Consider the following 12,477-nt stretch of genomic DNA (forward strand, 5'->3'; position numbering starts at 1 on the left):
AGGAACGGAGATGGATTATCCATTCCTGAATAATGATCAAGAGGTAGAGAACCAAGATCATGCAGACATCGAAGTAGATCTGCTGCTCGAAGGGATTTTTCGATTATCAGGTTTTGATTTTCGTCAATATAACCGATCTTCTATTACACGCAGAATTTACTATAGAATGAAGATGGATAATATTCCTACGATTACGAGGCTGCTGGAAAGAGTGATTCATGAAGAGGCATTCCTTGAACAACTTCTTAATGATTTTTCAATCAATGTAACAGAAATGTTTAGGAATCCAAGCTTTTTTCGTTCTTTTAGAGCACAAATCATCCCGCATTTACGAAATCTTGAAGAAATTCGGATATGGCATGCTGGTTGTGCTACTGGCGAAGAAGTCTTTTCTATGGCTATTTTATTAGAAGAAGAGGGATTGAAGGATAAGACGGTTATTTATGCAACAGACATGAATGAAACTGTGCTGGAAAAGGCAAGCAAAGGTGCATTTCCTCTCCACAAAATGCAAGCATATACGAAAAATTATATGCTTGCTGGTGGGAAGAATGCTTTCTCGGAATATTATAAAACCGATCATCAATATGCTTACTTTCATTCTGATTTGTTGAAAAATATTATTTTTGCGCAGCATAATCTAGTAACAGATCAATCTTTTAATGAATTTCATGTTATTATTTGTAGAAATGTACTCATTTACTTTAACCCAATGCTTCAAAATCAAGTGCATCATCTATTTTATGAGAGTTTAAGTAAAGATGGGTTTCTAGGTTTAGGGGATAAAGAGACATTAAGTTTTGTTGAAGTAATGCCAAAATATAGAGAACTTGATGATGGCGAAAAACTTTATCAAAAGATTTATTAAGGCTCTTCGAACAGTGCTGCCTCTTTGTTATAAAGAAAAAGGATTTCTCCTATGAAGAGAAATCCTTTTTCTTTTATTATGTAAATAATCAACAATAATATGTCAGTTATTTGCTTTTGCTTGGATCATTAAGACACACATATCATCTGGTTGATTAGACTGCTGTTCTTTTGTAAGTAAATAATCCATTACAGAACTAGTGTGTTCCCATCTTTTGGAGGAAATAGATCGGATTTGTTTTTCTGCCTCGAATTCACAAGGGCCCATCGCTTCTAATACCCCATCCGTATAAAGAATAATTTGGACATCTTTTTCAAAGGAGATCTCCTTTGTATTAATTTCCATTTCGTCAAAAAATCCTACAGCACAAGTACTTTGTTCTAATGCCACAACATCATTTTCATCAACTAGCATATAACCATAAGGATGCCCAGCATTAACATACTTTACTGTTTTCTCCTTTGTGTCGATTACTAGATAAATAGCTGTAAAGTAAAAAGGCAGCCCTTCTTTATCATTTTTTAGTAAAGTCATATAACGATTTAATTCTTTTATAACAAGGTCAGGCTGTACTAATTGTTTAACGGATTCTCTTAGGACAGAGGAGATAAACATGCATACTAAAGAGGCAGAAATACCGTGCCCCATCATATCTAAAAGGATAATGGCATATTTATCTTCATCTATTTTATGCCAATAATACATATCACCTGCAAGATTAAAAGAAGGCAGGTAAGAAACTTCGATATGCATATGTTCGTCTTGTAAAGGTGAACTTAATAAGCTTCTTTGTACATGTGTGGCTAAGTCTAATTCATACTGAATCTTTTTTTCATGTTGGGTATGCCAATCCAGTTCTGCTTTTAATCGCAATGCAACGCGTATTCTTGCGAGGAGTTCTATTTTATTTAGAGGTTTTGTAATATAATCAACGCCGCCAATATCCAACGCTTCTGCTAGTTTATTTTTATCTTCTAATGCTGTGACAAAGATAATCTGAATATCTTTGAGGTTTTCCACTTTTTTAATGCGTTTACAAGCTTCAATGCCATCAATCTCTGGCATCATAATATCAAGTAATATTAAGTCCACACTATTCCCTGTGGAATTAGGAGCATCAAGTTGTAGATAATGAAATAATTCATTAGCTGAGGTTAGCGAGACACAATCATCGTATCCAGCATTTTTAAGTATTTTTTCCATTACAAATAGATTGACAGTATTGTCATCTACTAAAAGAATAGTCATAATTCTTATAACTCCTTGTCTATTATGATGATAAGAAAACTTATGTATATCTTATTTAATTAACAACCCTCAATTATGTATAATTATAATTATACCGTTATTTATTAGATAATAATAATTATACGTCCTATATAAAGAGAAGAATTAATGGATAAACAAAAAAACATCGAAGCATATGTATTTTTTTGCCTCGATGTTTTTATTGTTTATCTTAATTTTCTCTTAAAGTTAAATATCCTTTTGCTCGCTTTGGATACACTCCTGCTGTAAGAAGCAGAGACCACGATGAATGGCCTTCTAAGCGGCCGATGGAACCATGAAGAATCAGCCCAAGAAATTGCTCCTCAATCGGAAAATTATTTACCTGAAATTGTTTCTTTGTATGAAGATTGGAAAAATAAACGGTGTTTCTATCAATAGTGCTTATTTGAAAGAAATTATCCTCCACCTCTGTGCATTCCTCTAAGAGCTGCCTAACTCTTGATAAATCTTTTTGATAATCCCAATCTGATGCAAAAAATTGTGGATACATTTGTAGATATAATCTATTTAACAAATCTTCACATAACTGTAGTTCATGGAATGTCTGTCCATAAGAAGCTGACATTTTTGTCCATGTCGTTTTTTCTCTGTGATCCAGCCATATAGAAAACTTTTTAAATTCAGATATAAAGTGCTGCATACTATTACGTTCCTGGGAAATTTTTAAAGCATTAGGCAGGTGAATAAGGAGGAGTAACTCGATAAAAGATTTCTTGCATTTATGCCAAGATGCCGGCATGTTATCTTCTAGATAGTCAGTGAGATAACTGGAGAATGTTCGCAGAAATTCATTGCGGAAATAATCAGAAGGATTTTCCTTTTTATATGCTATTAAATCATCTCCATAATATTCATATAGTCCTCGATAACGCATATTAAATTGAGAGCTGATTTCTATTTTCTTTAGTATTTCACTTCTGCTTTGGGTGCCGGTAAGAGGAATCAGTTTAATTCTTGTTTCTGGGGATTTTTCTCGTTCACGGTGGTTTGTGTGGAAGGAAAAGTTCTTCATAAAATTACAATCAACCTTTCTTTTGCTATTTTATTTTTGGGGATCCAAGAGGATTAATCTAGAAGTTAGTTATATTATAACTGGGATTTTAACCTATGTCACTCTCCTAATTGGCTGTTTTTGTAAAATCAAAGAGATTGGCACAAAATAAAGTATAGAATGGAGAAAGACGAACATTCTTTAAGCTAGTAAGGAAAAAGTAGAGTGGTCATTCGCTCCCTTCCATTTCGTGTTTAATCAAAAAACCCCACCCTTATACGAAAATTTATGCTAGCATCTCCGTATAAGGGTTGGGGTTACTAATGTGCTATTTTATTTAATACACTTTATCTCCATTAAAAATAGAGTTTTTCACGATAACATAATCTACATTGCGAATGGCATCTAATTTGTTTCCACCAGCATAAGAGATAGAGGATTGAAGATCTTGTTCCATTTCTGTTAACGTATCTTGTAAGTGACCTTTATGCTCTACATACATTTTTTTGCCTTCCACGTTTTTCTTTTCGCCCTTTTGAAACTCAGAAGCAGAACCGAAATACTCTTTATAAAGCTTTCCATCTTTTTCAATGGTTTCTCCTGGAGATTCTTCATGTCCAGCAAAAAGAGAGCCGATCATAACCATTGTTGCCCCAAAGCGAACGGATTTTGCAATATCCCCATGTGTGCGGATACCGCCGTCTGCAATAATAGGTTTGCTTGCGGCTTTTGCACACCAACGCAATGCAGCTAACTGCCAGCCGCCTGTTCCAAAACCTGTTTTAATTTTGGTGATACAAACTTTACCAGGTCCGATACCTACTTTCGTTGCATCTGCACCAGCATGTTCAAGCTCTCTTACTGCCTCAGGAGTTCCCACGTTACCAGCAATAACAAAGCTATTAGGCAAGTGCTTTTTGATGTGTTTAATCATGGCAATGACTGCGTTAGAATGACCATGAGCAATATCGATTGTAATAAATTCAGGAACCAAGTTTTCATCTGCTAATTGTAATATAAAGTCATACTCTTCCGTTTTTACCCCAACGCTGATAGAAGCAATTAACTCACGGGATTGCATATCACGGATAAAAGCTTTGCGCGTTTCTGGCTGGAAACGGTGCATAATATAGAAATAGCCATTTTCAGCTAAGTATACAGCGATTTTTTCGTCAATGATAGTTTGCATATTGGCAGGAACCACGGGAAGTTTAAAAGTGTGACCGCCTAGTGTAACGGTTGTATCACATTCTGAACGACTATCCACAATACATTTAGCGGGAATTAATTGTATATCTTCGTAATCAAACACGTTATCCATTAAATACACTCCTAAATACGAATATTAGGGTCGAATTATTTAATAAATGTTCGACCATTAGGTACTTTACATTATTTTGATCAGGATGTCAAAGATTTTTCATGGAATGGGGAAAATTTTATTAAAACGTTATCATTTTGAAGAGGATTATTACATAAAGGAGTGGGACGCAAAAATGCCTTTTATTAGAAAATAGAAGGCATTTTAAAGTGATGGGATCTGATCTTTCAACGGGAATTCAGCATAGCTAATTTGGGAGGAATAAAAGGGCTTAGTAAGAAAATTTGACTTCCACCTTCGCATCAATTGTCAGCTGTCCGGGTTCAAGATTAGTAGACACTCCTCCAACCTCCGCAAACGACATCTTTGCTAAAGGCATAGGAATACTAGAATCAGATGGGATTTCTATAACCTTTACTGGGATAGGATCGATGGTTATACGCAGAGTTTCAGCAATGGCCCTTGCCTTTGACAAAGCATCTTTAATGGCCCCTTGAAGCGCTCGTTCGTAATGTTTGGAACGACTGCTGACATCAAAGTGAATACTCATGACTTGATTAGCGCCATTTTGTACAGCTGTATCAATAACCTTACCTGCAAGCTGAATGGTTTCGACAAGAATAGATAGCAGATGGGTTACTTTATAACTTTTGAATACTTGTTTATTTTCCACAAAGTCATATTGCGGAAAAATAGTATAGTCTATTGTTTGGATATTGGAGGAGGGGATGCCTAAGCCCAAAATGGCTGTAATGACTTGTTGATGTAGACGGGCATTTTCTTGTTGGGCAGTTGTTACACTTTTCGATTCTGTATTAATACCAAGCGTTATTTTACAAATATTTGGTTCCAGCGACAATGTGCTATTTCCATATACCGTTAAACTTCTTTTAGGTGGTAGAAAGGAGGAGGGCTGGTACATGATTATTCACCTCTGTATATTTATTAAAAAACATCTTGCCTTGTAAAAATGCCATCGCAGTATTTATTTCCTCTAATTCTTCAGCAGAAAGGTGGCCTATTCGTTTCTTTAATTTATTTCCATTTTAAGAAAAACGTGATTCATTACCCTTTTTCCCTCATCTGAAAGTGACATAAATTATTTTCTGCGATTTTTTCATCTGTAAATTTCTTAATTAGATTTTTCTCCGTTAATTTTTTCAAATCTCGGCTTGTATTCAGTAGTGATATTTGCAGATAGTCACTGATTTCACTTTGGATAACGGCTGATTAATGGAAACATATTAAGAATACTATTCTGAATGGGAGTTAAATCATTTGGTCTTAAATCATTGGTTAACGCATGCTTTAGTTGATAAACAGAAGCAGTAAATGTTATAAACTGTTGAAAAAATGGCTCTTCGTTCAAAATGAATCACCTCAAAGGTAAAATAGCACAGAAGTTATCAAATAACAATTATCAATTGATAACCATATGGGAGGATTTTTATGAACGTATTGATTATCTTTACACATCCAAGCAAGGAAAGCTTAAATGGTGCCCTATTGAAAAATGTGTTAGAAGGATGCAGGGAAAACGGCTTTATAAAAGATATACAGTTTTTAGATTTATATGAAGAAAATTTTAATCCTATCTTATATTTTGATGAAAAGAATAAAAGACGCCATATGCATAAGAATCTCATGAAAAAAACCGTATTTCAATTTGCAGGAATGAAGAAAGAAGGGACGGTTTGCAACATGGAGAGCGCAGGGAACAAAAGAATGCTTATGCCTTCAAGACATAAGCATTCTTTTATTATATTATACTGTTCTATTCCAGAATCGAGCTTCCGCTATACCTGTAATAAAATCATTAATCGTATTTTTAGCAAGATTGAATATCCCTGGTTCATTTATTGTTATGCGGCTTTTTCCTAATGCTGCATAATCATTAATGGAAATACCTAAAGGTTTATAATGATTAAAAGTCATTTCGATAAATTCAATAGCTTTCGTTTCCAGCTTCGTACTGGTGCTAATAAGTAGTGCAGCATCAAATAGGCTTGCATCAGCAGTATCGTATGTGTCCGTTACTTTTAATTCTCCGTTTATCGTACGCAGATGTTTATCCACGATGCTGAAATTCACTTTATTCGCTGCTAAAGCCTGAACCCATTGAAGCAATTGGGCGCTGTCCGGCTCTCCATTTAAAAGAATCGCTACACAACGAGTGTCAGGTTTCTTTATGGTATTTGCCATGCTTAAGGCTGGAGATTTTTTCACTGACTTTACTTCTAGGTTTTCTTGAGGTAATACTGCTCCGATGTTTTTTGCCACTTCTTCCGCAATACTGCGGTCAATTCGATTAAGGAGAGCGACTGCATTGTTTTTCACCGCTTCTGATTTACACTTTCCAAGTTCAAAGCTAAAAGCATCTTTTATATGTTGTTGTTCAAATGGTGCTAAGCTATTATAAAAAAGTTTAGCTTGTGAATAGAAATCAAGGAAACTATCACTGCGACCTCTAACCTTTCTACCATCTACCTTTTCTTGGTAATGCTCATAACCGCCTTGCTCAACAGGTACTGGTTCCGGCTGATTATTATTCAATGCATTCTTATGATAGCTTGTTTGTCCATGGTGAATGGTCATTTGATGCATACCATCCCGTTGGTTATTGTGAAAAGGACAAACTGGTTGGTTAATCGGAATTTGGTGGAAATTGGGTCCGCCAAGTCTAGATAATTGCGTATCTGTATAAGAGAATAGACGTCCCTGTAATAATGGATCATTAGAAAAATCGATTCCAGGAACAACATGCCCAGGATGGAAAGCAACTTGTTCAGTTTCCGCAAAGAAATTATCGACATTACGATTTAAGGTTAACTTTCCTACGATTTTAACAGGAACCTCCTCTTCCGGCCATATTTTTGTAGGATCTAATATATCGAAATCAAAGGCAAATTCGTCTTCTTCAGGAATAAGTTGCAGACCGAGCTCCCATTCAGGATAGTCGCCCTTCTCAATCGCCTCGTATAAGTCCTGACGGTGGAAATCGGGGTTTTTTCCAGCAGCCTTTTGTGCTTCATCCCAAACCTGTGAATGAATTCCAAGCTTTGGTTTCCAATGAAACTTAACAAAATGGGCTTGCCCCTCTTTATTTATAAGGCGGAAGGTATGGACTCCGAAACCTTCCATCATGCGGAGGCTGCGCGGGATAGCACGATCGCTCATTGCCCACATTACCATATGGGCTGATTCATGATTTTGACCAATGAAGTCCCAAAATGTGTCATGTGCACTTGCTCCTTGTGGAATTTCATTATGTGGCTCAGGTTTTACAGCGTGCACAAAATCAGGAAATTTAATGGCATCCTGAATGAAGAAGACGGGAATGTTATTGCCAACTAAATCATAATTACCTTCATCTGTATAAAATTTAACGGCAAATCCTCGTACATCGCGAACAGTATCACTAGAACCTCTAGATCCTTGGACAGTAGAAAAACGAACGAATACAGGTGTTGTTTTATTTGGATCGTTTAAGAAGTCAGCTTTCGTATAGGCTTCAAGGGATTCATATAATTGAAATACGCCATGTGCACCAACTCCTCGGGCATGAACAATGCGCTCAGGAATTCTTTCATGGTCAAAATGAGTCATTTTTTCCCGAAAGTGAAAGTCCTCCATTAAAGTAGGTCCTCTTAATCCTGCTTTTAAGGAGAATTCATCTTCTGCCATTTTTAAGCCTTGATTGGTCGTTAATCCCGCGTTTTGCTCATTATCAATGGTGTATTTTTTTAATTGGTCCATTTTTTTATTTACCATTTCAATACCCCCTAAATGATAGTATGTATCAGTTATAATCCGTTATTTTTAATTAATACCCAGCATCCTGTATTTAAAACACGACAAAATAAACAAGCTAAGACTGCATAAAAGAGTCTTAGCTTGTTATTAAATAACTTTGGAGGGATCCTTTTGATTCACAGGCCATTCTCCAGTGAATTCTTCTGTATCGTATTCAAAAAAGTCTTTTAAATTCATGTCTTTATCATCCAGAAATAGTTCATCCGTAACAGCTGTTACAATACGGGGAATGCCATATCTCATGCCAGATAATGCTGAAGCAGATAAACCACAGCTAATGAGGGCAGCATAATTAAACGAGTATATACCGTGAAGTAATGCTTCTCCTTCTGCGTCACGGCTAATGAAAGAAAAGCCATGACTTAAATAAGGATGTGCATCAAGCATAGGAGATGCTATTTCTTCCGGGGCTTTATAACGATCTTTCCAACGGGCAATATGCTTTTCGATTAAACGTAGTTCTGGACGCAATCGTGGATCTGTTAATAAACCTGTGCTAATGATTAAGTAATCAAATAAAAAGGTTCCCTTTGGTGTAGTTACTTCTGCTTGTTCTCCTTTTTTGGCTACTTTCAGCCAAGGAGAACCGAGATGCAAATGAAAACCGGGCCAGGAAGACGCTCGATTAAAAGTATCATTTGTTGGTGGCTGGTTATGCTGGAAAAAATGGGCAATACTAGCGTATTTATCATCATCTGCTAAGGCGGGAAAATGTTCAATCATACCGGATACTTCCATCTGCCTAATCGGATTAATGCGCTGCATTTTATGACGGCGGACATATACATGGGCTTCGGCTACCCCTTGTGATAAAGCGAAGTTAGCATTATCAAATGCAGATGCACCCCCACCTAAAATGGCAACCCTTTTTCCTCTGAAGGAAGGGAAGTCGATGGATGCAGAAGTATGAGTATATAAAGAAGAAGGGAGATTATCGGATATCATGGCTGGGACATGCCATTCTCCTCCCCCTTGGATGCCGGTTGCTAGAATTACCTTTCGAGCGAGTAAGGAGGATGAAACGGTTCCCTTTCTTTTAATATGGAGTCGGTGTATCCCTTTTTCTATGGGTTCAATTAAAGTCAATTTCACTTCGTTTTGAACAGGTAATTGCAGAATGTCACGATACCATCTAAGGTAATTCATCCATTCTCCACGAGGGATTTTGTCGACTTTTTCCCATCCTTCTCTACCAAATTGTGCCTCCCACCAGGAACGAAAGGTTAGTGAAGGGATACCAAGGTCGATGGAAGTTAAATGTTTAGGAGTGCGTAAGGTGACCATACGAGCATAGGTTTCCCATGGTCCTTCAAGTCCTTCTTTATTTTCATCGATAACAAGAATATTTGATACTCTTTCGCGTAAAAGACCAAATGCAATCCCTAATCCTGATTGACCTCCACCAACGATGACCACATCGAAAACATGTCCTTCCGCATGAATTTTTGGACGAACCCAGTTTTGTCCTCCGTAATTAAGATAAGCTAGATCTGTTTGTACTCGATTATTTAAGTCCTCTAAGCTCATATTGAATGCCATCCCCCTTTCACATTTGATGTAAGAACTCCTTACATCGATATACCATGCCAATATATTAACATGTTCTTTTGCATATTGTATGGATAAAATATCTAAATTTTCTAAATTAATTTAGTCAATTCGTTTAAAAAAGATATTCATCAAAAAAACGAATAGTCACAAAAGCCATAATACTTACTAATTAGATTTTGGCTTTTGTTATTATTCGTTTCTTTTACAATCTTTTTCTCATTCCAACGCTTAGTGCTTTATGTTTCCATAAAATCTCCTTAATTAATGGGGCAACTTCTTTTGTGCTTTGAATAAGCACAATGATTTCAGGCAAGCCTTGAGACAGTTTGTCTTTTTTCTTCCGATGAAAAAGATAGTACAGGCAATAACCACAAAAAAAACCGATAATAGCAGCGAGAAGACCGCTAAAGATAGGTCCTAGAATTAATTTAAAACCAATACTGGCACCTATCACAGCCATACCAGTAGCAAAGGCAACGCCAATTTCAAAAGATGAAACATGAATATCGGCAGAAGCCTTTTTTTTCCTGCTGATAGGAGGAATCTCATTCATATATAGGACCATCATTTCTTCTGGCGGAACACCTAGTGCTTCCATTTCAAAAAGTGCACGTTCAATTTCAATAGATGGCTGGAATGTTCCGACAATAATCATCCCTTTACACCTCTTATGCTAAATTTGGAACCGACATATCTGTCTGTTAAACGTTTTTGCTGTGATTCTTTTGCAAGAATATTATGTTGTATACATGTTATATAGGAATGATAAACGGCTCCACCTAAGATGGAAGGCATAAAAAGTAACCAATGTGGGTGTAATATAGCAGTAGAAGAAGCAAAATCGCCAGTAATGGTCAGGATTATAGCTTTATGTGCATGTGATAATAAAATATATACCCACCACCAAAATATTGCATAAAAACCTAAAAATATCCGGTGATTGTACAGTTGGCCCAATCCAGGAAAGAAAAGTGAGTAGAAGACCCCTAAAAGAGGGCTCTTATTTTGCAAATATTGTATTTCAAATGGGAATATCTCCAAGCTGGCTAAATCAGGTGTGGATAATTCAATATACTTATTTAATTGTACGGCAGAGCGGTAACTATCGCCTATTGTTATTAAATAGATCACAATATATCCAATCATCCAATCTAAATGAATAACGGATCTTGCTAATTCTATTTCTCCACAAAAAGAATAAACCATCGCTTCATTAATATTGGCACCAGTATTAATAATTACTTCTAAAACAGTCAGCAATGTTGCACGGGCATACTGATTAAGAAGATAATGACCAAATCCAGGGAAAACAGCAGACCACCAAGCAACAGTACTTGGTTTTTGATACATTAAATAGGTGATACCTGCTGTGCTATATTTTGCTTTTGGAAAGGTTAGTGTTGCGCTCATTTACATACCTACTTACTAATTTTGGAATTATATATATAGGGTGTGAAAATAAGTTAATCCTATACATTGATTTACAAAAAATAGGAGGTGTAATTTTTAGTAGTTAGCGGAATCTCAGGAAACATAGGTGAAGAGGCTTACACCATATAAGTTGACTAGACAAGTTGTTTATATTAAAATGTATATATACTTAAAAATTGCATACTCCAAAGGGGAGTAGCTTACAGTTACGTCGTCAATACGCGATTAAATCGCCGGCTTAACTGGCAACGAGATGTTGTTTGCGAGACCTTTGCCGTTCTTGGTAAAGGGATAAATAGATAGAAATTAGAAGCCTTTACCAAATTAATGGAAAGGCTTTTTATTTTTCTTGCAAATACTAAGGAAGCAAGGAGAATGATAAAGTCTATAAATTAGTATGTCAATTTCAAAACAAATTTTTAGGAGGAATAGAAAAATATGAAGAAAATTTTGTCAGCAATTCTCACGTTAGGTTTAGTTTTATCACCAGTAAGTATAGTATTTCAAGACTCTGTAACAACGGTAGAAGCAAAGTCTTATAAATCTGGGAAACGAAGCTTCAATAACAACAATAATAGTAATACAAATTCTTTTTTCCAAAAGAAAAATAATACAAACGATACGTCAAAATCTAATCAATCAACGACAGCGAAAAAATCTGGTGGCTTCTTCTCAGGTGGAGGTCTAATGAGAGGGTTAATGGTTGGAGGACTTGCCGGTCTGTTGTTTGGAAGCCTTTTTGCTAATATGGGAGCATTTGGGTCTATATTAGGGCTTTTCATTAATATCCTTGCGATTGTATTAGTATTCAATTTAATTAAAAGAATATTTACTTTCTATCGAAACAAAAAAAGAGAGGAAGCAAATAATTGGAGAAATTAATCATTCCAGAACAGGATATTATCAATGCAATCTGCGTCTATGTAGCACGAAAAAAACAAGTGCGACCAGAGGAAGTAGAAGTAGAGCTAATGTATGATGATGATTATGGCTTTTCAGCAGAAGCATATGTACATGATCGAAAACAAGTCCTTATCACTCAAAATATGATTGAAGCACTCAGATTGTGGTTAGATGAATATTTAAATATGGACCCATATATGGGGTTGAAATTAGTGTTAGATGATGAAGAGGGCATTATCGCAATCGCAAAGTAGAGAAAAATAGTAGAGGATATCAGGCTTTATAGACTGGTATCCTCTATTTTTCTGA

At 36.0% G+C, this 12,477-nt stretch carries 13 protein-coding genes; 4 read left to right on the forward strand and 9 right to left on the reverse strand.

Going from position 1 to position 12,477, the window contains the following annotated elements:
- Positions 1 to 10 precede the first annotated feature (10 nt).
- Positions 11 to 868: a CheR family methyltransferase gene (locus NSQ89_RS23855; RefSeq protein WP_144580519.1), complete on the forward strand. Its 858-nt coding sequence runs from the start codon at positions 11 to 13 to the stop codon at positions 866 to 868.
- 102 nt (positions 869 to 970) lie between these two features.
- On the opposite strand, the gene NSQ89_RS23860 is transcribed toward NSQ89_RS23855, so the two are convergent.
- From NSQ89_RS23860 to NSQ89_RS23880, 5 genes are all read right to left on the reverse strand, one after another.
- Complete coding sequence (locus tag NSQ89_RS23860; protein ID WP_144580517.1) at positions 971 to 2,116, reverse strand: fused response regulator/phosphatase; 1,146 nt, start codon at positions 2,114 to 2,116, stop codon at positions 971 to 973.
- 211 nt (positions 2,117 to 2,327) lie between these two features.
- Positions 2,328 to 3,170 (reverse strand): hypothetical protein, encoded by an 843-nt coding sequence (locus tag NSQ89_RS23865; protein ID WP_144580515.1) that lies wholly within the window; start codon positions 3,168 to 3,170, stop codon positions 2,328 to 2,330.
- Positions 3,171 to 3,486: 316 nt separating this feature from the next.
- Positions 3,487 to 4,470 (reverse strand): GMP reductase, encoded by a 984-nt coding sequence (gene guaC, locus NSQ89_RS23870; protein WP_095258290.1) that lies wholly within the window; start codon positions 4,468 to 4,470, stop codon positions 3,487 to 3,489.
- Between the two features lie 271 nt (positions 4,471 to 4,741).
- Complete coding sequence (locus NSQ89_RS23875) at positions 4,742 to 5,392, reverse strand: SIMPL domain-containing protein (protein ID WP_095258289.1); 651 nt, start codon at positions 5,390 to 5,392, stop codon at positions 4,742 to 4,744.
- 288 nt (positions 5,393 to 5,680) lie between these two features.
- Entirely contained in the window at positions 5,681 to 5,839 is a 159-nt protein-coding gene (locus tag NSQ89_RS23880; protein ID WP_156485388.1) for a hypothetical protein, read from the reverse strand.
- Positions 5,840 to 5,919: 80 nt separating this feature from the next.
- Between NSQ89_RS23880 and NSQ89_RS23885 the strand changes: the two genes are divergently transcribed.
- Positions 5,920 to 6,351 (forward strand): NAD(P)H-dependent oxidoreductase, encoded by a 432-nt coding sequence (locus NSQ89_RS23885; RefSeq protein WP_341133378.1) that lies wholly within the window; start codon positions 5,920 to 5,922, stop codon positions 6,349 to 6,351.
- Here the strand turns inward: NSQ89_RS23885 and NSQ89_RS23890 are convergent.
- The 4 genes from NSQ89_RS23890 to NSQ89_RS23905 form a co-directional block, all read right to left on the reverse strand.
- The gene (locus NSQ89_RS23890) at positions 6,235 to 8,241 is read right to left on the reverse strand and encodes a catalase (protein WP_341133379.1); all 2,007 of its coding nucleotides are present in this window, start codon (positions 8,239 to 8,241) and stop codon (positions 6,235 to 6,237) included. The genes NSQ89_RS23885 and NSQ89_RS23890 overlap by 117 nt on opposite strands.
- Positions 8,242 to 8,370: 129 nt before the next feature.
- The gene (locus NSQ89_RS23895; protein WP_341133380.1) at positions 8,371 to 9,810 is read right to left on the reverse strand and encodes an NAD(P)/FAD-dependent oxidoreductase; all 1,440 of its coding nucleotides are present in this window, start codon (positions 9,808 to 9,810) and stop codon (positions 8,371 to 8,373) included.
- Positions 9,811 to 10,036: 226 nt separating this feature from the next.
- Entirely contained in the window at positions 10,037 to 10,489 is a 453-nt protein-coding gene (locus NSQ89_RS23900) for a hypothetical protein (RefSeq protein ID WP_047940902.1), read from the reverse strand.
- A complete protein-coding gene (locus tag NSQ89_RS23905) occupies positions 10,486 to 11,244 on the reverse strand; it encodes a hypothetical protein (RefSeq protein ID WP_047940901.1) in 759 nt (252 codons plus the stop codon). The genes NSQ89_RS23900 and NSQ89_RS23905 overlap by 4 nt, the downstream gene beginning before the upstream one ends.
- A 459-nt stretch (positions 11,245 to 11,703) precedes the next feature.
- On the opposite strand from NSQ89_RS23905, the gene NSQ89_RS23910 reads away from it, so the two are divergent.
- Positions 11,704 to 12,147: a hypothetical protein gene (locus NSQ89_RS23910; protein WP_095258286.1), complete on the forward strand. Its 444-nt coding sequence runs from the start codon at positions 11,704 to 11,706 to the stop codon at positions 12,145 to 12,147.
- The gene (locus NSQ89_RS23915) at positions 12,135 to 12,422 is read left to right on the forward strand and encodes a YxcD family protein (protein ID WP_047940899.1); all 288 of its coding nucleotides are present in this window, start codon (positions 12,135 to 12,137) and stop codon (positions 12,420 to 12,422) included. Before NSQ89_RS23910 ends, NSQ89_RS23915 begins: the two co-directional genes overlap by 13 nt.
- Positions 12,423 to 12,477 lie beyond the last annotated feature (55 nt).

Source organism: Niallia sp. FSL R7-0648, from assembly GCF_038007005.1.
In the GTDB taxonomy this organism is placed as follows: domain Bacteria; phylum Bacillota; class Bacilli; order Bacillales; family Cytobacillaceae; genus Niallia; species Niallia circulans.